Below are 22,860 nucleotides of genomic sequence, written 5' to 3'. Positions count from 1 at the left end.
GTCACTTCTTGTGGTGGTGCTGGAAGGGGTGCAGGAGGTCCGACAGGTGCCAGTGGTGGCCGGCCTCGGGCTCGGCCGCCGGCGTGGCGCCCGGCGCGGCCGCGGGGGTGTCCGGCTCCGGGTCGCCCCCGGAGCCCACGGGCCCGGCCGGCGCCTGGTGGGTCGACTGGTGGGCGAGCCACTGCTGCACGCTGGAGACCCGGCCGGCGCGCAGGGTGCGCACGACGTGCCCGCCGCAGTTCATGCAGGTGGGCTGGGACAGCGGGGAGGGAACCCGCTCCCCGTCGGCCTTGTAGACCACGAACGACTGCCCCTTGCCGTCCACGTGGTGCTCTATCTCGTACGCCTGCTCCCAGCCGTATCCACACCTCATGCACGCGAAGGCGTAAGCCTCGTGCGCCGTGGTCTCAGCGATCTCACTCATCTGCCGGCTCCCTTGTCCGCTGGACAAGCTCTTGCGAGCGCTCCTTGCGAGCGGAGGCGGGAAAGCGCCCCCGATCCATGGGACGCCTTTCGCCGCCGAAACGCATCAGGGGCTGTCGAGTGTTGGTGCCGATTTGGCCTTTCCTAGGCAAAAGCCCCGGTGCGCGGCCTGCGCTTTACTTTTTACGATAGTCCTTTGCCGTTCTCCGGTGCCTGTCGTGCCGCGTTCTTTGCCGCCACGACGGCGTCGAACACCTCGCGCTTGGGCAGGCCCGCGTCGAGTGCCACGGCGGCGATCGCCTCCTTGCGCCGCTCGCCCGCCTCCTCGCGCACCAGCACCCTGCGCACCAGCTCCTCGGCGTCCAGCTCGGCCGGCCCGGTCTCGGCCGCGCCCTCCACCACCACGGTGATCTCGCCGCGCACCCCGTCGGCGGCCCAGGCGGCGAGGTCGCCCAGGCTGCCGCGCTTGACCTCCTCGTACGTCTTGGTCAGCTCGCGGCAGACGGCGGCGCGGCGCTCGGCGCCGAAGACCTCGGCCATCGCGGCGAGCGTGTCGTCGAGGCGGTGCGGGGCCTCGAAGTAGACGAGCGTGCGGCGCTCGCCGGCCACCTCGCGCAGCCGGCCGAGCCGCTCGCCCGCCTTCCGCGGCAGGAAGCCCTCGAAGCAGAACCGGTCGACGGGCAGCCCGGACAGGGCGAGCGCGGTCAGCACCGCCGAGGGGCCGGGCACGGCCGTGACCTTGATGTCCTTCTCCACGGCGGCCGCCACGAGCCGGTAGCCGGGGTCGGAGACCGAGGGCATCCCGGCGTCGGTGACGAGCAGCACGCGCGCGCCGCCCTCCAGCGCCTCGACGAGTTCGGGCGTCCGGGCGGACTCGTTGCCCTCGAAGTAGGAGACGACCCGCCCCGAGGTGTGGATGCCCAGCGCCCGGGTCAGGCCGCGCAGCCGCCGGGTGTCCTCGGCGGCGACGACGTCGGCCCGCTCCAGCTCGGCGGCGAGGCGCGGCGGCGCGTCCGCGATGTCGCCGATGGGGGTGCCTGCGAGTACGAGTGTTCCGGTCACCCCGCCATCCTCCCAGCCTCCGGGCTCCGCCGTTCGCCCGGACCGGATCGGGCCCGGCCACGGGACTCGCACAGGCCCTTTCCCTACGATGGCGCGGTGACCAGTACTGCGCCGCAGACCCTTGAGGGCCATGACGCCGAAGACCCGCCGCCCGGCTGGCAGGACCGGCTGCGCCGCTTCGGCTACGCGGCCCGGCCGAGAACCGGCCTGCGCGAGCGGCTGGTGCCGCCCTACACCCGGCCGTCCGGCCGGCTCTGGGCGGTCCTGAACGTCCCCCCGGCGACCGCCGGGCGCCTGGTGCGCTGGTCGGGCTGGGGCGGCCCGCTGCTGGTCACGCTGGTGGCGGGGGTGCTGCGGTTCTGGCGGCTCGGCAGCCCGGACGCGGTGATATTCGACGAGACGTACTACGCCAAGGACGCCTGGGCGCTGATCAACCGCGGCTACGAGGGCGCCTGGCCCAAGGACGTCGACAAGGCGATCATCAAGGACCCCTCGTCGGTGCCGATCCCCACCGACCCGGGCTACGTGGTGCATCCGCCGGTCGGCAAGTACCTCATCGGCATCGGTGAGAAGTGGTTCGACTTCACGCCGTTCGGCTGGCGCTTCATGATGGCGGTGCTCGGCACGCTCTCGGTGCTGATGCTCTGCCGGATCGGGCGGCGGCTGTTCCGCTCGACGTTCCTGGGCTGCCTGGCGGGCGCGCTGCTCGCGGTGGACGGGCTGCACTTCGTGATGAGCCGCATGGCCCTGCTCGACCTGGTGGTCATGTTCTTCGTGCTCGCGGCCTTCGGCTGTCTGCTGATCGACCGGGACCGGGCGCGCGCCCGGCTCGCGGCGGCGCTCCCCGAGGGCGAGGGGGGCGGCCTGCGCCCGGACACGGCCGTGGCGGAGGGCCTGCGCCTGGGGTGGCGCCCGTGGCGGATCGCGGCCGGGGTGATGCTGGGGCTGGCCTGCGGCACCAAGTGGAACGGCCTGTACGTCCTGGTCTTCTTCTGCGTCATGGCGGTGCTGTGGGACGCGGGCGCCCGGCGCACCGCGGGCGCGGTGCGGCCGTACCGCGCGGTGCTCCGCCGGGACGCCCTCCCCGCCTTCCTCTCCACGGTCCCGGTGGCGGTGGTGACGTATCTGGCCTCCTGGACCGGCTGGTTCATGACCGACAAGGGCTACTTCCGCAACTGGGCGCACGGCCGCGACGGGCTCTCCCCCGACCACGTCAAGCTGCCGCTGCTGGGCAGGGTGAGCCTGCCGCAGTTCGACATGGGCTGGATGCCGGAGTCGCTGCGCAGCCTGTGGCACTACGAGTCCGAGGTCTACAGCTTCCACGTCAACCTCACGGACCAGCACACCTACCAGTCGAACCCGTGGAGCTGGATCGTCCTGGGCCGCCCGGTCTCGTACTTCTACGAGAGCCCCTCCCCCGGCACCGACGGCTGCCCCTCCTCCACCACCGGCAAGTGCGCCCGCGAGGTGCTGGCGCTCGGCACGCCGCTGCTGTGGTGGGCGGCGTGCTTCGCGCTCCTGTACGTGCTGTGGCGCTGGGCGTTCCGGCGCGACTGGCGGGCGGGGGCGATCGTCTGCGGCGTCGCGGCGGGCTATCTGCCCTGGTTCCTCTACCAGGAGCGGACGATCTTCTTCTTCTACGCGGTCGTCTTCGTGCCGTTCCTGTGCCTGGCGGTGGCGATGATGATCGGCGCGATCCTCGGGCCCCCGGGCTCGGACGAGCGGCGCCGGGCGGTGGGCGCGATCGGCGCGGGCGTGCTGGTGCTGCTGATCGTCTGGAACTTCATCTACTTCTGGCCGCTGTACACGGGCACGTCGATTCCGCTCGATTCCTGGCGGAATCGGATGTGGCTGGATACGTGGGTGTGAGCCGCTGAGCGGTGTCCCGGTCCGGTAACGGGTGGGGCCGGTGTCACTGCTGTCACGTAAAGTTCCTCCCAAGCAAACTCTTGAACATGTTCAAGAGACTCCTGGGGAGGGGCTGCGAGATGCGCAGTGGAGCCAAGGCCGCCATCGTCGGCGGTGTGTTCGTGGTCGTCGGCACCGGTGTGGTGTACGGCGGCTACCAGATGGTGGCCGGGGACGGCTCGTCCTCCGGTTCGCATACGCGGGCGGCGCCGGTACGGACCGGCCCGCCCAGCACCGACGAGATCACCAAGACCGCCCGGGCGTTCTTCGACGCCTGGACCAAGGGGGACGCGGCGGCGGCCTCGGCCCTGACCAACAACAACGCCGCCGCCCAGGCGGCGCTCACCGCCTTCCACGACGAGGCGCGCGTGGGCAAGGTGACGATCACGCCGGGGGCGGCCACGGGGGCGACCGTTCCGTACACGGTGAAGGCGGAGGTCTCCTACGAGGGGAAGACCGCGCCGCTCGACTACGGCTCCCGGCTCACCGTCGTGCGGGGCGTGAGCACCGGCAAGGCGCTGGTGGACTGGCAGCCGGCCGTCGTCCACCCGAAGCTGAAGCCGGGCGGGAAGCTGGTGACGGGGGCCGCCAAGAACCCCGAGATCGAGGCCGTGGACCACCGGGGGCGGGTGCTGACCAAGGAGAAGTACCCCTCGCTCGGGTTCGTCCTGGACGCGCTGCGGCAGAAGTACGGCGACAAGGTCAACGGCACGCCGGGCGTGGAGACCTGGATCGAGGGCGGCGCCGAGGGCGCACCGAACCAGACGCTGCTCACCCTGGCCAAGGGCAAGCCCGGCAAGCTGACGACGACGCTCGACGCGGACGTCCAGGCGGCGGCCGAGCAGGCCGTGAAGCAGTTCGCCGAGTCCTCGGTGGTGGCGATCGAGCCGGCGAGCGGGGAGATCCGGGCCGTCGCGGACAACCGCAGGGACGGGTTCCCCGCCTCCCTCCAGGCGTCCGTGGCCCCCGGCTCCACCATGAAGATCGTCACCGGCGCGATGATCATCGCGAACGGCGTGGGCGGGGCGGACCAGCCGGCCGAGTGCCCGGCGACGGTCCCGTGGGAGGGCTACACCTTCCACAACCTGAACGACTTCACCATCGCGCACGGCACCCTGACCGACGCGTTCGCGCGGTCCTGCAACACCGCCTTCATCAAGCCGGTCAGGCCCCTCGCCGACAAGGGCATCGCCGGCACCGCCCTCGGCCAGACCGCCCGGGACTACTTCGGGCTCGGCCAGAACAACTGGAAGCTCGGCGGTGTGAAGTCCTTCGACGGCCGCGTCCCGGACTCCTCCGGCGTGGAGACCGCCGCCTCCTACATAGGCCAGGGCAAGGTCCAGATGAGCCCGCTCGACATGGCGTCCGTCTCGGCCACCGTCATCGCGGGCGGGTTCCACCAGCCGGTGATCGTGCCGAAGTCCCTGGACGACCGGGAACTGGCCACCGCCAAGCCGCTGCCCGACTCGGTCGCCTCGCAGCTGAAGCAGATGATGCACGCGGCGACCACCGGCAGCGGGACGGCCGTGAAGGCGATGGCCGGGGTGCCCGGACCCAAGGGCGCCAAGACCGGCTCGGCCGAGGTGGACCGGCAGGGCACCTCCAACAGCTGGTTCACCGGTTACGGCAACGGGCTCGCCGCGGCGGCCCTCGTCCAGTCCGGCGGCCACGGCGGGGAAGCGGCGGGACCGGTCGTGGCGCGGGTGCTGCGAGCGGGGTGAGCGGGGCGGAGCCCCGGGGGGCGCGGAGTTCGGGGCGTGGGGAAACGCCCTCGCACCCGGCCCGGGGCTCCCGCTAGCCTGCGGGGGCATGAGCGCTCAAGAATCCCCCGCCCACCCCCGGTTCGCCGAGGCGCTGCGCGCCCTCGGGCTCGACGTGGAGGTACGCCGCTTCCCGGACGCCACCAGGACCGCCGCCGAGGCGGCCGCCGCCATCGGCTGCGATGTCAGCGAGATCGTGAAGTCGCTGGTCTTCGAGGCGGACGGGGCCCCGGTGATCGTCCTGATGGACGGCTCGTCACGGGTGGACGTGGAGCTCGTACGGCGTGAGCTGGGCGCGGAGAAGGTGCGGCGGGCCGGGGCCGGACTCGTCCGGGAGACCACCGGTTACGCGATCGGAGGCGTCCCGCCCTTCGGCCATGTGCGCCGCACCCGGGTCCTCGCCGACCGCGCGCTCCTCGACCACGCGGTGGTCTGGGCCGCGGCCGGCACGCCCCACACCGTCTTCCCGCTCGACCCCAAGACGCTGATCGCGTACGCGGGCGGGGCGCTGGTCGACGTACGCGAGCGCACGGCGTGAGCCTGGCGGTCGCACTGGCCGTCCTGCTCGCCGCCGTCACCCACGCGTCCTGGAACGCGATGGCGCACACGATCAGGGACCAGCTCATCGCGTTCACCCTCATCGGCGGCGGGGCGACGGTGATCGGCGCGGTGCTCGCGGTGTTCGCCCCGCTGCCCGCGTCCGGCGCCTGGCCGTACCTCGCCGCGTCGGCGGCGCTGCACACCGGCTACCAGTCCCTGCTCATGCGGTCGTTCACCCTGGGCGACTTCGGCCAGATGTACCCGATCGCCCGCGGGACGGCGCCGCTGGTGGTGACCGTGCTGGCGGTGGTGTTCGTCGGCGAGAGCCTCAACGCGTGGCAGGCGGCCGGGGTGGCGGTCGCCTCGGCGGGCCTGGTCGGGGTCGCCCTGTGGGGCATCCGGGGCTCGGGCGCGCGCCCGCACTGGCCGGCGCTGCTGGCCGCGCTGGCGACGGGGCTGTCCATCGCGGCGTACACGGTGGTGGACGGGGTCGGCGTCCGCGCGTCCGGTACGCCGCTCGGCTACATCGCGTGGCTGATGATCCTGGAGGGGCTGCTGATCCCCGGGTACGCGCTGTACCGCCGCCGCGGTGAACTGCTGGAGCAGGTGCGGCCGTACGCGGTTCGCGGCCTGCTGGGGGCGGCGCTGTCCATGACGGCGTACGGCCTGGTCCTGTGGGCCCAGACCCGCGCGCCCCTGGCGCCCGTGGCGGCCCTGCGCGAGTCGAGCATCATCGTGGGGGCGGCGATCGGGGCGGTGTTCTTCAAGGAGCGGTTCGGGGGGGTGCGGATGGTGGCGGCGGGGGTGTTGGTGGTGGGGATCGGGCTGATGCTGCGAGCGGGCTGACCCCCGGGCTGCCCCCACCCCGCCCCTTCCCTAAACCCTCCGGGGGCGGGCGGGGGCGAAGGCGCGTTTCCCAGGGGCTACGCCCCCGAACCCCGTGCGGGGCTACGCCCCCAACTCCCCCTCACGGGGCCTGCGGCCCCTGCACCCCGCTTCTCCCGCCTGCGGACCGTGCTGGGTTGCTCGCGCAGTTCCCCGCGCCCCTAGGCACCTAGGGGCGCGGGGAACTGCGCGCTCAGCCACCTAGGCCCCGCAGACAACCACCGGGCCCTGAAGGGGCGCGAGGAACTGCGCGACCAGCCCTCCACGCACCCGCAGACGACCCCCGGGCGGACCAGGGGCGCGGGGAACTGCGCGAGCAACCCACCACCACCCGCAGACGAAGTTCCGACCCGATAAGGGGCGCGGGGAACTGCGCGATCAGCCACCCACCAACCCGCAGACGAACCCCCGGCCCACCCGGGGCGCACCGGCGGCGGAGGGCCGGGAAGAATCGTGTTGTGCCGCCGTGTTCAAGGGGGCGAGACGCGTCGGGCCCGGCGCGCTAGGGGAACAGGAGCGGAACCGTGGACGCGCAGGGATCGACGGACCCGGGGTACGAACCCGTCCGGGACGCCTTCCTCCGGAACTTCACCCACCGCGGCGACCGCGGCGCCGCCGTGGCCGTCTACCGGCACGGCCGGAAGGTCGTCGACCTGTGGGGCGGGACCAAGGACGTCGACGGGCACGCGCCCTGGGCCGTCGACACCGCCCAGGTCGTCCGCTCGGCCACCAAGGGCGTCGCCGCGGCCGTCCCCCTCCTCCTCCACCAGCGGGGCCAGCTGGACCTGGACGCGCCGGTCTCCACGTACTGGCCGGAGTTCAAGGCGCACGGCAAGGACCGCGCCCTCGTCCGCCACCTCCTCTCCCACCGCGCCGGCGTCCCCGCCCTCGACCGGCCCCTCACCCCGGCCGAGGCCGCCGACGGCGCGTCGGGGGCGGACGCGGTCGCCGCGCAGGCGCCGTTCTGGGAGCCGGGGACGGGGCACGGCTACCACGCCCAGACGTACAGCTGGCTGCTGGGCGAGCTGGTGCGCCGCGTCACCGGCCGCACCATCGGCCGCTGGGTCGCCGAGGAGATCGCCCGGCCGCTGGGCGCCGACTTCTGGATCGGGCTGCCCGCTCAGGAGGCCCCCAGGGTCGGGCGCGTGGGCCCCGTGGAGGCGCCCTCCGTGCCCGGGGGCATCACCCTGCGTCCCAAGCCGGCCGTCGCCGCCGCCTACGCCGACCCGGACTCCCTCACCCGCCGCGCCTTCGGCGCCATCGACCCGCTCCCGGACGAGAACGACCCGGACTACCGCGCCGCCGAACTCCCCGCCTCGGCGGGCATCTCGACCGCCCGCGGCCTGGCCCGCTTCTACGCCGCCACCCTCGGGGAGGTCGACGGACGGCGGCTCTTCGCGCCCGCCACCGTCGCCCTCGCCCGTAGCGAGGAGTCGAGCGGCCCGGACCGCGTCCTGGTCGTCAACACCCGCTTCGGCCTGGGGTACATGCTGCACGGCCCCGCGTCCCCGCTCCTGGGCCCCGGCTCGTTCGGGCACCCGGGCCGCGGCGGCTCGCTGGGGTTCGCCGACCCGGAGTCCGGCATCGCCTTCGGCTACGTCACCAACGGCCACCAGAAGGGCGTCACCGCCGACCCGCGCGCCCAGGCCCTGGTGCGCGCGGTCCGGGAGGCCATCACCCCGTAGGCCGGTTACGCCTTGGCCGCCGCCGCCCGGGGGTCGAAGCCGAACGGCAGCTCCAGGCGGTGCGTGCGCATCAGCTCGTCGTCCGCCAGGACGTCCGCCGTCGGGCCGTCCGCCGCGATCGTGCCCCCGCTGAGGATCACCGAACGGCCGCACAGCTCAAGGGCGTACGGCAGGTCGTGCGTGACCATCAGGACGGTGACGTCCAGCGCCCGCAGGATGTCGGCCAGTTCGCGCCGCGACGCCGGGTCGAGGTTGGACGAGGGCTCGTCCAGGACCAGGATCTCCGGCTCCATCACGAGCACCGTCGCCACCGCGACCCGGCGGCGCTGGCCGAAGGAGAGGTGGTGCGGCGGGCGGTCGGCGTACTCCGCCATCCCCACCCGCTCCAGCGCGGTACGCACCCGGGCCTCGAGTTCCGCCCCGCGCATCCCGGACGCCGCCGGGCCGAACGCCACGTCCTCGCGGACGGTCGGCATGAACAGCTGGTCGTCGGGGTCCTGGAAGACGATGCCGACCCGGCGCCGGATCTCGGCGAGGTTGCGCTTCTCCACGGGCAGCCCGGCCACCCGCACCGTGCCCGCGCCGCCGACGAGGATGCCGTTGAGGTGCAGGACCAGCGTGGTCTTGCCCGCGCCGTTGGGGCCGAGGAGCGCGACCCGCTCGCCGCGCCGCACCGTCAGGTCGACCCCGAACAGGGCCTGGTGGCCGTCGGGGTAGGCGAAGGCCAGCCCGCTCACCTCCAGGGAGGCGGGAGGAACGGAAGGATCGGAAGAGGTCACCGACGTGTTCACAGAGTCCACCCCAACAGACAGATCACCAGAGCCGACGCGGGAAGCGCCGCCGCGTAACGCCATTGCGCGCCGGTCGCCGTCACCTCGTCGATGACCGGCATGGAACCCGCGTACCCGCGGCTGACCATGGCCAGATGGACGCGCTCGCCGCGTTCGTAGGAGCGGATGAAGAGCGCGCCCGCCGACTTGGCGAGGACGCCCCACGCCTTCGGTCCCCTCGCCTCGAAACCGCGCGAGCGGCGGGCGATCGACATCCGGCGCATCTCGTCGGTGATCACGTCACCGTAGCGGATCATGAACGAAGCGATCTGGACCAGGAGGGACGGGAGCCGGAGCCGCTGGAGGCCGAGGAGCAGGGCCCGCAGGTCCGTGGTGGACGCCAGGATCACCGAGGCGGCGACCCCGAGCGTGCCCTTGGCCAGGACGTTCCAGGCGCCCCACAGCCCGTTCACGCTCATCGACACGCCGAGCACGTGCACCTGCTCGCCCGGCACCACGAACGGCATCAGCACGGCGAACGTGACGAACGGGATCTCGATCAGCAGCCGCTTGAGCAGGAAGGGCGCCGGGATCCGGGCCGTGGCCGCGACCGAGGCGAGCAGCACCGCGTACAGCCCGAAGGCCCAGACGGCCTCGCGCGGGGTGGAGACGACCACGATGACGAAGAGGAAGACGGCCGCCAGCTTGCAGTGCGGGGGCAGGTCGTGGACCGGTGATGCGCCCTGCCGGTAGAGCTTGTGCGCGTGGCCCGCGCCCATGTCAGACCTTCTCCGTCTCGGGGACGGAGGTGGGCGTGGCCTCGGCGGCGGTGCCGCGGCGGCGGCGCACGGCCCAGAAGATCCCGCTGCCGACGCCGATCGTCACCCCGACGCCGATCATGCCGGCGAGGCCGGTGGCCACCCGGTCGTCGCCGATGTCCTTGACGGAGTAGCCCGCGAGCGGCGAGTCCTCGGTGGCGTGCTTCTTCTCCTGGGTGTCGATGCCCTTGTCGTGGGCGACCTTCTCCAGGCCGTCGGGCGAGGCGGAGGCGTAGAAGGAGAAGAAACCGGCCAGCAGGAGGGCGGCGACGGCGAAGGCGGCGCGGACCTTGTGCGTGGACCGGGCCCCGGTGGGTACGGGCTCGGGAGCGGGGGCGTCGACCAGTTCGTCGCCGATCCGCAGCTTCAGCGGGGCGTGCAGGCCGCGGGCCCCGTGGACGAGGTCGGGCCGTACGGCGATGACCGCGCCCACGGTGAGCGCGGTGATGGCCGCCTCGCCGATGCCGATGAGGACGTGCACGCCGACCATCGCGGTGAGCACCTTGCCGAGCGGGACGTCGGTGGTGCCGCCGACCGCGTAGACCGCGGTGAAGGCGAGGGCGGCGGCCGGGACGGAGAGGAGGGCGGCGACGAAGGTGGCCGCGGTGACGGAGCTCCGCCTGCGGGGCAGCACCTTCACCAGGCCGCGGAAGACGGTGTACGCCACGACCGTCGTCACGATCGCCATGTCGGTGATGTTGACGCCGAGCGCGGTGAGGCCGCCATCGGCGAAGAGGATGCCCTGCATGAGGAGCACGACGGAGACACAGAGGACGCCGGTGTACGGGCCGACGAGTATCGCCGCGAGCGCGCCGCCGAGGAGATGGCCGCTGGTGCCGGCGGCCACGGGGAAGTTCAGCATCTGTACGGCGAAGATGAACGCCGCGACGAGACCGGCGAGCGGGGCCGTCTTCTCGTCGAGTTCACGTCGGGCCCCGCGCAGGCTGACCGCGATGGCGGCCGCCGCGCCGACTCCGGCTACCGCGGAGACGGGGGCGTTGATGAATCCGTCGGGGACATGCATGGGTGCTCTCCGCTGGGCCTGGATGGCTGGAACCATTCGAGTGAACCGCTCGATGATAGTCGTGCACCTGCGAACGGGTCGCAAGAGCGCACGCGCGAGATTTACCCACCGTTCTCACGCCCGGCACGCCCCCGAAAATATGGGACATTTGATGATGAAGCACCCGAGTGGTTGCGCAGAGTGAGTGTGAGGAGCGACTGATGTCCCCCGCCGTCGAGGAACACGCCCGCGCGAGGATCGTCTCGGACGCCCCGCACCACCGACCGGTTCCGGTCGCCCTGCGCTACGACCCCGCCGCGGACCCCCTGACCGTGCGCTTCGCCTTCCCCGGGGGCAACGAGTGGGTCTTCCCGCGCTCGCTCCTGGAGGCCGGGCTGCGCCGGCCGGCCCGCCGCGGCGACATCGTCGTCTGGCCCTGCGGACGGGCCCAGACCGTCGTGGAGCTCCACTCCCCGGACGGAGTAGCGGTGGTCCAGTTCGACAGCTCGCCCCTGGTCCGCTTTCTGCGGCACACCTACAGCGTGACGCCCGCGCCGAGCGGACGGCCCTAGTCGCCCCGGCGTAGCCGGACGTACGCAACGCAAGAGCCGGCCCCTACGCGTGATGCGTAGGGGCCGGCTCGCCGCACGGTCCCGTCCCCACAGGCCGTGGGCGCTGCGGGGGCTCTGCGGGTCAGACGCGCGTGAGCTCGCGGTCGTCGTCGCCGTCGGACGCCTTCGCCGCGTGGGCCTTGAGGCCCTCACCCTCGACGTCGACGTTGGGCAGGATCTTGTTGAGCCAGCCCGGCAGCCACCAGGCCTTCGCGCCGAGCAGGGCGAGCACCGCCGGGACGATGGCCATCCGGACCACGAAGGCGTCGAAGAAGACCGCGATCGCCAGGGCGAAACCGATCATCTTGATCATCTGGTCGCTGGCCCCGATGAAGCCGGAGAAGACCGCGATCATGATCACCGCGGCGGCCGTGACCACCCGGGCGCCGTGCCGGAAACCGGTCACGATCGCCTGGCCGGGCCGCTCGCCGTGGACGAACGCCTCGCGCATCCGGGTGACGAGGAAGACCTCGTAGTCCATGGCCAGACCGAAGACCACGCCCACCATGAAGATCGGCATCATCGACATGATCGGGCCGGGGTTCTCCACCCCGAAGAGCCCGCCGAGCCAACCCCACTGGAAGACCGCGACGACCGCGCCGAGGGCGGCGACCACCGAGAGCAGGAAGCCGAGGGCCGCCTTGAGCGGGACCAGGACCGAGCGGAAGACCACCATCAGGAGCAGGAAGGCCAGGCCCACCACGAGCGCCAGATAGGGCAGCAGCGCGTCGTTCATGCGCTGGGAGAAGTCGATGTTCATCGCGGTCGCGCCGGTGACCAGGACCTCGGCCTTGGTCTCGGACTTGATGTCCTTGCCCGCGTCCCGGATCGACTGGACCAGGTCCTCGGTCTCCGTGGAGGACGGCTTGGACTTCGGGATGACCGTGATGGTCGCGGTGTCGCCCGCCTTGTTCAGGGCGGGCGCCATGACCTCGGCGACGTCGGGCAGCTTCTTGATGGTGGCGGAGGTGCGGTCGGCCGCGGCCTGCGCACCGCCGGACGCCCCGGCGCCGTCCACGACGATCATCAGCGGGCCGTTGAAGCCCGGGCCGAAGCCGTCGGAGAGGGTGTCGTAGGCGCGGCGCTGGGTCGTCGAGGTCGGCTGCGAGCCGTCGTCGGGCAGACCCATCTCCAGGGAGGCGGCCGGGATGGCGATGGCGCCGAGCCCGATCACACCGGCGAGCAGCACCCAGATGGGCCTGCGCAGCACGAAGCTGGACCAGCGGGTGCCCATGTTCGGCTTGGTCTCGGCGGGCGTCGCCTCGGCCGTACCGGCCTCCATCTTCCTGCGGGTGCGGCGGCCGAAGACGCGCTTGCCCGCGAAGCCGAGCACCGCCGGGATGAGGGTGAGCGCGATCAGGACCGCGATCACGACCGTACCGGCCGCGGCCACGCCCATCTTGGTGAGCATCGGGATGTTGACGACCGCGAGGCCGCACAGCGCGATGACGACGGTCAGACCGGCGAAGACGACCGCGGAACCGGCCGTTCCGACGGCCCGGCCGATGGCTTCCTCGCGCTCGCGGCCCTCCCGGAGCTCGGCCCGGTAGCGCGAGACGATGAAGAGCGCGTAGTCGATGCCGACCGCGAGGCCGATCATCGAGGCCAGCGTCGAGGTGGTGTTGCCGAGGTCCAGGACGTTGGCGAGCGCGGTGATGGTCGAGACGCCGATGCCGACGCCGATGATGGCGGTGATCAGCGGAAGGCCGGCCGCGATCAGCGAACCGAAGGTGATCATCAGCACGATGCCGGCGATCACCACACCGATGATCTCGCCGGAGCCCGTCTCGGGCTTGGCCTGGAGCGCGTCACCGCCGATCTCGACGGTGAGCCCGGCCTTCTGCGCGGCCTTGCCGGAGTCCTCCAGCGCCTCGCGGTCGCTGTCCTCCAGGGCCATGCCGTTGACCTTGTACTTCACGGATATGTACGCGGTCGAGCCGTCCTTGGAGACGGCGTTGGCCTGGTACGGGTCGGTCACCGAGGCGACCTGCTTCGATCCCTTGGGCAGCTCGGCGACGACCTTGTTCACCTCGGCCTTGCCGGCCGGGTCGTTCATGCTCTTGCCGGCCGGGGCCTTGAAGACGATACGGGCGGTGGCGCCGTCGGCGCTGCCTCCCGGGAAGCGCTCTTCCAGCAGGTCGAAGGCCTTCTGGGCCTCGGTGCCGGGCATCGAGAAGGAGCTGGCGGAAGGAGTGGAGGCGGACGCGGCGCCGAATCCGGCGAGGAACAGCAGCGCCACCCACACCAGGGCGACATAGCGGCGGCGCCGGAAGGCGAACCTGCCGAGTCGGTAGAGGAACGTGGCCACGAGGGCGTACTCCCGGTCGGTCGTTGGCTTACAGGGCGTGGATAACCAGCCCGACGACGAGAGCGGCGTACGTCAGGTGGGGCAGGTTGGTGGGGAGCTAGACGGGATCGCCGAGGGCGGGGAGGACCACGGCGTCGATGTAGTTTCCGAGGAAGGCCTTGTCGATCGGCCGGTCCTCGACGAGCTGCCGGGCGACGAAGGCGCCGACCAGCATGTGCACGACGTAGGGGAGCGCGGGACAGTCCGCGCGGACCTCGCCGCGGTCCACCGCGCGCCGCAGCACCTGGTCGAGACCGGTGATCTCCGGCTCGATCAGCACCTCGCGCAGCGCCTGGTGGAGATCGGGGTTGTCGTGGACGGCGCGCATCAGACCCCGCATCAGGGCGGAGTCCTTCTCCAGCTTGCAGTCGTCCTCAAGACCGACCAGCTCGTGGAAGTCGCGGCGCAGCGAGCCGGTGTCGATCTCGTGGAGAGCGACCGGCTTGTTGTGCCGCAGCGCCCGCGCGACCAGCTCCGGCTTGTTCCCCCACTGACGGTAGAGGGTCGCCTTGCTGGAGCGGGTACGGGCGGCGACGGCGTCCATCGTCAGGGCGTCGTAGCCGACCTCGCGCAGCAGGTCGAGCACCGACTCGTACAGCTCCGCCTCACGCTCGGCGGTGAGCCTGCTTGCCATCTTCTCGACCTCCCATCCGAACGAAACGGTTTCGTACGCACACGAGAATATCGCTGCCGCCGATCGAAACGAAACCGTTTCGCTTGTGTTCTGTGCCACAACTGTGAGGGCTCCATAAGTTGCCGCGCCCCCCTGGCGCGGAAAGCATTGACGAGTGAGCGACGCACCCGAGGACGACCAGCAGCCGGCGCCCGTCAGCGACGGCGCCTACCTCCGCTTCCCCCATCTGCACGACGACTTGCTCTGCTTCGCCGCCGAGGACGACCTGTGGGTGGCGCCCCTGGTCCCGGCCGGCCACCGCCCGTCGCGGGCCTGGCGGATCACCGTGGACCGCACCAAGGTCAGCCACCCCCGGTTCTCCCCCGACGGCTCCCGGATCGCGTACACGACCTGGCGCAGCCTGGACCCGGAGATCCATCTGGCCCCGGTCGACGGCGGCCCGGCCCGGCGGCTGACCTACTGGGGCTCGCCGGACACCCGGGTCTGCGGCTGGACCCCGGACGGCCACATCCTGGCCGTCTCCTCGCACGGCCAGCCCTTCTCGTACTTCTCATGGGCCTACAGCGTCCCCACCGACGGCTCCCCGGGCGGACGGCTGCCCTGGGGCCCGGTCTCCGACATCGCCTGCGCCGACCTCGACGGCGAGCGCCGCACCCTGCTGCTCACCGGCAAGCCGCCGCACGAGCCCGCCGCCTGGAAGCGCTACCGGGGCGGCGCCACGGGCCGGCTGTGGCTGCACGGCGAGCGCCTCCTGCCGGACATCGGCGGCCACCTCGACTCGGTGATGTTCGTCGGGGACCGGATCGCCTTCCTCTCCGACCACCAGGGCGTCGGCAACCTCTACTCCTGCCGGCCCGACGGCTCCGACCTGCGCCGCCACACCGACCACGACGAGTACTACGCCCGGCACGCCTCCTCGGACGGGCGCCGGGTGGTCTACCAGTGCGCGGGCGACCTGTGGATCGTGGACGCGCTCACCCCCGACTCCGTCCCGCGCCGCCTGGACGTGCGCCTGGGCGGCCCGCGCGCCGGACGGCGTACGTACCAGGTGCCCGCCGCCAGCCATGTGGACGCGCTCTCGGTCGACACCACCGGCCGCGCCAGCGCGGTCGTGGTGCGCGGCAGCCTGTACTGGCTCACCCACCGCGACGGCCCGGCCCGCACGATCACCGACACCGCCGGGGTCCGCGTCCGCCTGCCCGAGATGCTCGGCACCGGCGGCCAGGTGGCGTACGTGACGGACGCGGACGGCGAGGACGCGGTGGAGATCGCCTACCTGCCCCGGGCGAGCGGCGACCGCGAGCCCCGGCGGCTGGCCTCCGGCGAGCTCGGCCGGGTCCAGGAGCTGATCGCGGACGCGGAGGGCGAGCGCCTGGCGATCGCCTCGCACGACGGCCGGCTGCTGCTGATCGACGTCACCGAGGACTCCGACGGCGAGGTCACCGAGCTGATCCGCTCGATCAACGGACCCGTGCGCGACCTGGCGTTCTCCCCGGACGGCTGCTGGCTGACCTGGTCCCACCCGGGCATCGGCCGCTCGCTGCGCCAGATCAAGATGGCCCGGATCGCCGGTCCCGGCGCCCGGGTGATCGTGGACGTCACCAACGGCCGCTTCGAGGACGAGAACCCGGTCTTCACCCGGGACGGGCGCTATCTGGCGTTCCTGTCCTGGCGCGGCTTCGACCCGGTCTACGACGTCCACACCGGCGACCTGTCCTTCCCGCTGGGCTGCCGCCCGTATCTGGTCCCGCTCTCCTCGGCCACCCCCTCGCCCTTCGCGCTGCTGCCCGACGGGCGCCCGGCGGCGGGCGGGCTCGACCCGCTGGAGGAGTCGGGCGACGGCACGGTCACGGTGGAGGTGGAGGGCCTGGAGAGCAGGGTCACGCCGTTCCCGGTGGCCGCCTCCAAGTACTCGGCGCTGCACCCGGTCTCCGGCGGCGGTCTGGTGTGGCTGCGCTGGCCGATCTCGGGGGCGCTCGGCGAGACCTTCGCCAACCCGGCGGACACCTCCGGGCGCCCGACCCTGGAGCACTTCGACATCACCAAGGCGCGCAAGACCGAACTCGTCGACCACCTCGACTGGTTCGCGGTGAGCGGCGACGGCAGCCGGCTGGTGGTCGTCGACGAGGGCGACCTGCGGGCCGTGCCCGCCACCGAGTCCGGGGACACCGACTCCACCATCTACCTCGACCTGCGCCGGATCCTGCACGAGGTGGACCCGCCCTCGGAGTGGCGCCAGGCCTTCGACGAGGCGGGCCGGATCATCCGCGCCTACTTCTGGGAGCCGCACATGTGCGGCATCGACTGGAAAGCGGTCCTCGACCAGTACCGCCCGCTGGTCGAACGGGTCGCCTCCCCCGACGAGTTCGCCGACCTGCTGCGGGAGGTGCTGGGCGAGCTGGGCACCTCGCACGCCTACGTCTCGGCCGCCCGCAGGAACGAAGGCCCGCCCCACTACCAGCGCCCCCAGGGCCTCCTCGGCGCCAACCTCGTCCACCGCGAGGAGGGCTGGATGGTCCGGCGCATCCTGCCCGGCGACTCCTCCGACTCCAAGGCCCGCTCCCCGCTGGCCGGCACCGGCATCCGCGAGGGCGCGGTGCTCACCCACGTCGACGGCCGCCCGGTGGACCCGGTGGCGGGCCCCTACCCGCTGCTCGCGGGCTCGGGCGGCACCACCGTCGAACTCACTTTCCGGCCCGCCGAGGGCGGGGGCCGCTCCCGCCGGGTCGCGGTGGTCCCGCTGGTGGACGAGCGCCCGCTGCGCTACCAGGACTGGGTGGCCAAGCGCCGTGCGGTGGTACGGGAGCTGAGCGGCGGCAAGTGCGGCTACCTGCACATCCCGGACATGGGCGGCTCGGGCTGGGCCCAGTTCAACCGGGACCTGCGCCTGGAGATGTCCCGCCCGGCCCTGATCGTCGACGTACGGGGCAACGCGGGCGGCCACATCAGCGAGCTGGTGATCGAGAAGCTCACCCGCAAGATCATCGGCTGGGACCTGACCCGGGACGCCCAGCCCGTGAGCTACGCCTCCAACGCGCCCCGGGGCCCGGTGGTGGCGCTGGCCGACGAGGCGACCTCCTCCGACGGCGACATGATCACCGCCGCCTTCCGGCTGCTCGGCCTGGGCCCGGTGGTCGGCCAGCGCACCTGGGGCGGGGTGGTCGGGATGACCGGCCGCCACACGCTGGGGGACGGCACGGTGATCACGGTGCCGATGAACGCGGCCTGGTTCGACGACTACCAGTGGTCCATCGAGAACCACGGCGTCGAGCCGGACCTGGAGGTCCTGCGGACCCCGCTGGACTGGGCGGAGGGCCGGCACGCCCAGCTCGACGACGCGGTACGCCTCGCGCTGGACCTCCTGCACGGCACCCCCGCGGCGACACCCCCCGGCTACACGGCCGCCCCGGACAGGCGCCGCCCCGACCTACCACCACGGTGAGCCCCGGCGGCCGGCGACGACCCGGTCACGGGTTGCCGACGGCGGCATCCCCTGAGCGCCCCGAAGGGGCGCATCCAGGGGCGCGGGGAACTGCGCGAGCAACCCACCACGACCCGCGGATCCACTCCGGCCGACCAAGGGGCGCGGGGAACTGCGCGACCAGCCACCCACCGGCCCGCAGGTGCAATCCCGGCCCGACAAGGGGCGCGGGGAACTGCGCGAGCAACCCTCCACCGGCCCGCAGAAGAAATCCGGACCCACTAAGGGGCGCGGGGAACCGCGCGAGCAACCCACCACGACCCGCGGACGAAGAACGCGCCGATCAGGACTCGCCCGCCAGACGGCGATCCATGGCCAGGGACAGCTCCGCCTCCACCACCTGCCCGGCCAGAGGCCGCAACCGGGAGAGATCCTCGCTCGGGGCGTGCGTCCGCAGCAGCTCGACGAAGAGCGCGGCCAGCGCGTCCGCGTGGGCGCGGACCTCCCGCCCCGCCGCGAGCACCGCCGCCAGCGGCACCCCCTCACGCACCAGCGCGGCCGAGACGTCGAGCAGCCGCCGGCTGATGTGGACGATCTCCTCGCCGTCGACCGCGAGATAGCCGAGGTCGAGCGCCGCCGCCAGGTTCTCCGGGGTCACCTCGCCCGCGAAGTGGTCGGCGAGGGCCTCCGGAGTCAGCCGGACCGGGGTCTCCTCGGTCGGCTCGACCAGCCCGAGCGCCTCCCCCGCGTCGCGCCCGGACTCGAAGGCGGCGGTCAGGTCCGCGATGCCGGAGAGGGTGTGGCCGCGCTCCAGCAGGGCGGCGACGGTGTGCAGCCGGGCGAGGTGGCGCTCGTCGTACCAGGCGATCCGGCCCTCGCGCCGCGGCGGCGGGATGAGGCCGCGCTCGCGGTAGAACCGCAGCGTGCGTACGGTGATGCCGGCCTTGGCGGCCAGCTCCTCCATGCGGTACTCCCGGGGCCCGCCCGCAGCGCCGCCCCCGTCCCCGCTCCCCACTCCTGCGTCTGCCACGTCCGCCAGCCTATGTTGTACCGCCGGTAACTTTCCCCCGCGCACCCCTACCGCTCGGTATGCCGCTGCTCTACCCTCCCAACTGTGCCAGTGATTACTGGCAGAGTTTCGCGTCATTCAGACTCTCCGCACAGACGTCCTGCATGGAGGCGGTGGCATGGTCCAGCACGAGCGCGAGCCCGAGCACGTACGGGTGGCGGTGATCGGGTCCGGATTCGGCGGACTCGGGGCCGCGGTCCGGCTGCGGCGGGAGGGCATCACCGACTTCGTCGTCCTGGAGCGGGCGGGCTCGGTCGGCGGGACCTGGCGGGACAACAGCTATCCCGGGTGCGCCTGCGACGTACCGTCGCACCTGTACTCCTTCTCCTTCGCGCCCAACCCCGACTGGCCGCGCACCTTCTCCGGGCAGGAGCACATCCGGGCCTATCTGGAGCACGTCGCCGACACCTTCCGGCTGCGCCCGCACATCCGCCTCGACCACGAGGTCACGCTGATGCGCTGGGACGGCGAGCAGCTGTACTGGGTGATCGAGTGCGCCAACGGCAGCGTCCTGCACGCCGATGTCGTCGTCTCCGCGACCGGGCCGCTCTCCGACCCCAAGATCCCCGACATCCCCGGGCTCGACACCTTCCCCGGCAAGGTCTTCCACTCCGCGCGCTGGGACCACGACTACGACCTGAGCGGCAAGCGCGTCGCCATGATCGGGACGGGCGCCTCCGCCATCCAGATCGTCCCGGCCGTCCAGCCGAAGGTGCGCGCCCTCACCCTCTTCCAGCGCACCCCGCCGTGGGTCATGCCGCGGATGGACCGGGCGATCACCGCACCCGAGCGCTGGCTGCACCGCCAACTGCCGTTCACCGGGGCCGCGCGCCGCGGACTGCTGTGGGGCATCCGGGAGTTGCAGGTCAGCGCCTTCACCAAGCGGCCGAACGAGCTGGGCCTCGTCGAGGCGCTGGCCAAGCGCAACATGGCGCGGGCCATCAAGGACCCGGCGCTGCGCGCCAAGCTGACGCCCGACTACCGCATCGGCTGCAAGCGCATCCTGCTGTCCAGCGAGTACTACCCGGCGCTCGCCAAGCCCAATGTGGACCTCGTCGCCTCCGGGCTCAGCCAGGTGCGCGGCTCCACCCTGGTGGCCGCCGACGGGACCGAGACCGAGGCCGACGCGATCGTCTTCGGCACCGGGTTCCACGTCACGGACATGCCGATCGCCGACCGCGTCATCGGCGCGGAGGGGCACACGCTCGCGGAGGCGTGGAAGGGCGGCATGGAGTCGCTGCGCGGCGCCACCGCCGCCGGCTTCCCCAACTGGATGACGATCATCGGGCCCAACACGGGCCTGGGGAACTCCTCGATGATCCTGATGATCGAGTCGCAGCTCAGCTACATGGCCGACTACCTGCGGCAGTTGGACGTCCTGGGCGGACGCGTGGCACTCGCCGCCCGGCCCTCCGCCGTCGGCGCCTGGAACCGGCGCGTGCAGGAGCGCATGAAGCGGACCGTGTGGAACACCGGCGGCTGCACCAGCTGGTACCTGGACGCCAGTGGCCGCAACACCACCATCTGGCCCGGTACGACCGGCGAGTTCCGCAGGGCGACCCGCGAGGTCGACCTCGCGGAGTACGAGGTGGTCCGCGCCGGAGCCGCCGAACCGGCCCCCGCCGAACCCGGCAGCGCCCAGGAGCCGGACGCGAGCCCCAGCGCCCCCGAGGCGGTGGCCTCATGAGGCGCCCCGCCCACGTCACCTCGGGCCCCTTCGCCCCGCCCGAGCCCACCCGTACGCTCACCGCCGTCTCCGCCGACGGCGCCCGGCTGCACGTCGAGGTGCACGGCCCCGAGGGCGCCCCGGCCGTCGTCCTCGCCCACGGCTGGACCTGCTCGACCGCCTTCTGGGCCGCGCAGATACGCGCCCTGGCCGGGGACCACCGGGTCGTCGTCTACGACCAGCGCGGCCACGGCCGTACGGCCGCGAGCCCGATGTGCTCCGCCGAGGCGCTCGCCGACGACCTGGAGGCGGTGCTGGGGGCCGCCCTCGCGCCGCGCGAGAAGGCGGTGCTCGCCGGGCACTCCATGGGCGGGATGACGCTGATGGCCGCGGCCGGCCGCCCGGCCCTGCGCGAGCACGCGGCGGCGGTGCTGCTCTGCTCCACCGGCAGCTCGCGCCTGGTCGCGGAGTCGCTGGTGGTGCCGCTGCGGCCGGGCCGGCTGCGCACCCGCCTCACCGCGGCGGTCCTCGGCTCCAGGGCCCCGCTCGGCCCCGTCACACCGGTGGCGAAGAAGGTCCTGCGGTACGCGACGATGGGCCCGGGGGCCGCCCCGGACCGCATAGAGGCGTGCGCCAGGATCGTGCACGGCTGCGCCCGGGGCCCCCGGTACGCCTGGTCGCAGGTGCTGGCCGGGCTGGAGATCGACGCCCGGATACGGGAGTTGACGGTGCCCACCGCCGTGGTGGCGGGCACGGCCGACCGGCTCACCCCGCCGGTGCACGCCCGCCGGATAGCGGCGGCGCTGCCCGACTGCGTGGGCCTCACCGAACTCACCGGCATCGGCCACATGACGCCGATGGAGGCCCCCGAGGTCATCACGGAACGCCTCCGTGAACTGGTCCGTACGTATGTGAGCGTCGAGGAGGACGTGGCATGAGCAGGGTGAGCCTGGAGGGGCAGGTCGCGGTCGTCACGGGCGCGGCCCGGGGCGTCGGCGAGCTGCTGGCGCGCAAGCTGTCGGCGCGCGGCGCCAAGGTGGCCCTGGTCGGCCTGGAGCCGGACGAGTTGAAGCGGGTGGCCGCGCGGCTGCACACCGAGGCCGAGTCCTGGTTCGCTGACGTCACCGACCACGAGGCGATGGCGCGGGTGGCGGGCGAGGTCAAGGAGCGGTTCGGCAAGGTCGACATCGTGGTCGCCAACGCGGGCGTCGCCTCGGGCGGCCCGTTCGTGGACTCCGACCCCCACGCCTGGCGCCGGGTGATCGAGGTGAACCTGATCGGCGGCGCGGTCACCGCCCGCGCCTTCCTGCCCGTCCTGATGGAGAGCCGGGGCTACTTCCTCCAGATCGCCTCCCTCGCGGCGATCACCCCGGCGCCGATGATGACGGCGTACTGCGCGTCCAAGTCGGGCGTGGAGGCCTTCGCGCACAGCCTGCGGGCCGAGGTGGGTCACAAGGGCGTGCGGGTCGGGGTCGGGTATCTGTCCTGGACCGACACGGACATGGTGCGCGGCGCGGACCAGGACGCGGTGATGCGCGAGCTGCGGCAGCGGCTGCCGTGGCCGTCCAACCGCACGTACCCGCTGGGCCCGGCCGTCGACCGGATCGTGGCGGGCGTGGAGCGCCGCTCCTCGCACGTGTACGCGCAGTGGTGGCTGCGCGGGATGCAGTCGGTGCGCGGCTACCTGCCGGCGGTGATCGGGGCGGTGGGGCAGCGCGAGATGCGCCGTTTCGAACCGCGGCTCGGGTCGGTGAGCCGGGGTCTGGTGGGCGCGGGAGGCGCCGCCGACGAGCAGGAACGCACCCTCCGTGACCTTCCGTAACTGATCGAAATGCGCCGTATGTCCTCGCGTGCCACGCTGGTCGAGGCCCGGCGGAGCCGAGGGAAAAGCCCCGGCACCCGGCCCCTCAACATCCTCGTAGGAGTGAACTCGATGGGCATCAAGGACCAGTTCCAGGACAAGGCGCAGCAGGCCCAGCAGAAGGGCAAGCAGGCGATGGGCGCCAAGAAGGACCAGCAGCAGGAGCGCGCCCGCCAGGCCCAGCAGAAGGGCCGCGAGCTGCCGGACGAGGCCCAGCGGGCCTCGCAGGCGCAGCAGGACAAGTTCGACATGGACTACGACGCCTAGTCGCACTCCTGTGAACGAGAAGTGGGGGGGGGGGGGGGGGGGGGGGGGGGGGGGGGGGGGTGGGGGGGGGGGGGGGGGGGAGGGGGGGCGGGGGGCAGCAGGATGAGTGGAGGGGGCCTGCGGGACTGGT

At 72.7% G+C, this 22,860-nt stretch carries 19 protein-coding genes; 11 read left to right on the top strand and 8 right to left on the bottom strand.

Annotation, left to right across the window (positions count from 1 at the left end):
* Nucleotide 1: 1 nt before the first annotated feature.
* On the bottom strand, nucleotides 2-424 hold the full coding sequence (locus tag AC069K_RS21230) for a hypothetical protein (protein ID WP_365114116.1): 423 nt from the start codon (nucleotides 422-424) through the stop codon (nucleotides 2-4).
* Nucleotides 425-606: 182 nt separating this feature from the next.
* The gene (gene rsmI, locus AC069K_RS21225; protein ID WP_365114114.1) at nucleotides 607-1,485 is read right to left on the bottom strand and encodes a 16S rRNA (cytidine(1402)-2'-O)-methyltransferase; all 879 of its coding nucleotides are present in this window, start codon (nucleotides 1,483-1,485) and stop codon (nucleotides 607-609) included.
* A 96-nt stretch (nucleotides 1,486-1,581) separates the two neighbouring features.
* On the opposite strand from rsmI, the gene AC069K_RS21220 reads away from it, so the two are divergent.
* The 5 genes from AC069K_RS21220 to AC069K_RS21200 all read left to right on the top strand — a co-directional run bounded on the left by AC069K_RS21220 (nucleotide 1,582) and on the right by AC069K_RS21200 (nucleotide 8,263).
* Nucleotides 1,582-3,354, top strand: a complete 1,773-nt coding sequence (locus tag AC069K_RS21220) for a dolichyl-phosphate-mannose--protein mannosyltransferase (protein WP_478618498.1) — start codon at nucleotides 1,582-1,584, stop codon at nucleotides 3,352-3,354.
* A gap of 119 nt (nucleotides 3,355-3,473) precedes the next feature.
* A complete protein-coding gene (locus tag AC069K_RS21215) occupies nucleotides 3,474-5,114 on the top strand; it encodes a penicillin-binding transpeptidase domain-containing protein (protein ID WP_478618766.1) in 1,641 nt (546 codons plus the stop codon).
* An 88-nt stretch (nucleotides 5,115-5,202) separates the two neighbouring features.
* The gene (locus AC069K_RS21210; protein WP_478618495.1) at nucleotides 5,203-5,691 is read left to right on the top strand and encodes a YbaK/EbsC family protein; all 489 of its coding nucleotides are present in this window, start codon (nucleotides 5,203-5,205) and stop codon (nucleotides 5,689-5,691) included.
* Complete coding sequence (locus tag AC069K_RS21205; protein ID WP_365114106.1) at nucleotides 5,688-6,539, top strand: EamA family transporter; 852 nt, start codon at nucleotides 5,688-5,690, stop codon at nucleotides 6,537-6,539. The genes AC069K_RS21210 and AC069K_RS21205 overlap by 4 nt, the downstream gene beginning before the upstream one ends.
* A 563-nt stretch (nucleotides 6,540-7,102) precedes the next feature.
* On the top strand, nucleotides 7,103-8,263 hold the full coding sequence (locus AC069K_RS21200) for a serine hydrolase domain-containing protein (protein ID WP_478618491.1): 1,161 nt from the start codon (nucleotides 7,103-7,105) through the stop codon (nucleotides 8,261-8,263).
* A gap of 5 nt (nucleotides 8,264-8,268) precedes the next feature.
* Here AC069K_RS21200 and AC069K_RS21195 read toward each other — a convergent pair whose 3' ends face one another.
* Genes AC069K_RS21195 through AC069K_RS21185 form a run of 3 tightly spaced genes read right to left on the bottom strand, consistent with a single transcriptional unit; the run spans nucleotide 8,269 to nucleotide 10,875 of the window.
* Complete coding sequence (locus AC069K_RS21195) at nucleotides 8,269-9,075, bottom strand: energy-coupling factor ABC transporter ATP-binding protein (protein WP_478618763.1); 807 nt, start codon at nucleotides 9,073-9,075, stop codon at nucleotides 8,269-8,271.
* Nucleotides 9,051-9,812, bottom strand: coding sequence for a cobalt ECF transporter T component CbiQ (gene cbiQ / locus AC069K_RS21190; RefSeq protein WP_365114193.1), 762 nt, complete (start codon nucleotides 9,810-9,812; stop codon nucleotides 9,051-9,053). Before cbiQ ends, AC069K_RS21195 begins: the two co-directional genes overlap by 25 nt.
* A 1-nt stretch (nucleotide 9,813) precedes the next feature.
* Entirely contained in the window at nucleotides 9,814-10,875 is a 1,062-nt protein-coding gene (locus AC069K_RS21185; protein ID WP_478618488.1) for an energy-coupling factor ABC transporter permease, read from the bottom strand.
* Nucleotides 10,876-11,075: 200 nt separating this feature from the next.
* Between AC069K_RS21185 and AC069K_RS21180 the strand changes: the two genes are divergently transcribed.
* Entirely contained in the window at nucleotides 11,076-11,426 is a 351-nt protein-coding gene (locus AC069K_RS21180; protein WP_365114189.1) for an SsgA family sporulation/cell division regulator, read from the top strand.
* 121 nt (nucleotides 11,427-11,547) lie between these two features.
* Here AC069K_RS21180 and AC069K_RS21175 read toward each other — a convergent pair whose 3' ends face one another.
* Together AC069K_RS21175 and AC069K_RS21170 are read right to left on the bottom strand one after the other, a co-directional pair.
* Nucleotides 11,548-13,773 carry an MMPL family transporter gene (locus AC069K_RS21175; protein WP_365114187.1) on the bottom strand — a complete coding sequence of 742 codons (2,226 nt, stop codon included), beginning with the start codon at nucleotides 13,771-13,773 and terminating at the stop codon, nucleotides 11,548-11,550.
* A 97-nt stretch (nucleotides 13,774-13,870) separates the two neighbouring features.
* On the bottom strand, nucleotides 13,871-14,446 hold the full coding sequence (locus AC069K_RS21170; protein WP_358835802.1) for a TetR/AcrR family transcriptional regulator: 576 nt from the start codon (nucleotides 14,444-14,446) through the stop codon (nucleotides 13,871-13,873).
* A 154-nt stretch (nucleotides 14,447-14,600) separates the two neighbouring features.
* Here AC069K_RS21170 and AC069K_RS21165 point away from each other — a divergent pair, with 154 nt between their 5' ends.
* Nucleotides 14,601-17,888 carry a S41 family peptidase gene (locus AC069K_RS21165; RefSeq protein ID WP_365114184.1) on the top strand — a complete coding sequence of 1,096 codons (3,288 nt, stop codon included), beginning with the start codon at nucleotides 14,601-14,603 and terminating at the stop codon, nucleotides 17,886-17,888.
* Between the two features lie 322 nt (nucleotides 17,889-18,210).
* On the opposite strand, the gene AC069K_RS21160 is transcribed toward AC069K_RS21165, so the two are convergent.
* Nucleotides 18,211-18,831 carry a MerR family transcriptional regulator gene (locus AC069K_RS21160; RefSeq protein ID WP_478618760.1) on the bottom strand — a complete coding sequence of 207 codons (621 nt, stop codon included), beginning with the start codon at nucleotides 18,829-18,831 and terminating at the stop codon, nucleotides 18,211-18,213.
* 223 nt (nucleotides 18,832-19,054) lie between these two features.
* Here AC069K_RS21160 and AC069K_RS21155 point away from each other — a divergent pair, with 223 nt between their 5' ends.
* From AC069K_RS21155 to AC069K_RS21140, 4 genes are read left to right on the top strand one after another with little or no spacing between them, the layout of a single operon-like run.
* Nucleotides 19,055-20,623: a flavin-containing monooxygenase gene (locus AC069K_RS21155; RefSeq protein WP_478618481.1), complete on the top strand. Its 1,569-nt coding sequence runs from the start codon at nucleotides 19,055-19,057 to the stop codon at nucleotides 20,621-20,623.
* Entirely contained in the window at nucleotides 20,620-21,540 is a 921-nt protein-coding gene (locus AC069K_RS21150; RefSeq protein WP_478618478.1) for an alpha/beta fold hydrolase, read from the top strand. Before AC069K_RS21155 ends, AC069K_RS21150 begins: the two co-directional genes overlap by 4 nt.
* Nucleotides 21,537-22,424, top strand: a complete 888-nt coding sequence (locus tag AC069K_RS21145; protein WP_478618475.1) for an SDR family oxidoreductase — start codon at nucleotides 21,537-21,539, stop codon at nucleotides 22,422-22,424. Before AC069K_RS21150 ends, AC069K_RS21145 begins: the two co-directional genes overlap by 4 nt.
* Nucleotides 22,425-22,442: 18 nt before the next feature.
* Complete coding sequence (locus AC069K_RS21140; protein ID WP_365114176.1) at nucleotides 22,443-22,730, top strand: hypothetical protein; 288 nt, start codon at nucleotides 22,443-22,445, stop codon at nucleotides 22,728-22,730.
* The last annotated feature ends 130 nt before the right edge of the window (nucleotides 22,731-22,860 follow it).

The sequence above is a fragment of the Streptomyces sp. NPDC043908 genome (genome assembly GCF_056435525.1).
The sequence above is the reverse complement of the archived record's forward strand: the minus strand, read 5'-3'. Positions and strand labels throughout refer to the sequence as shown.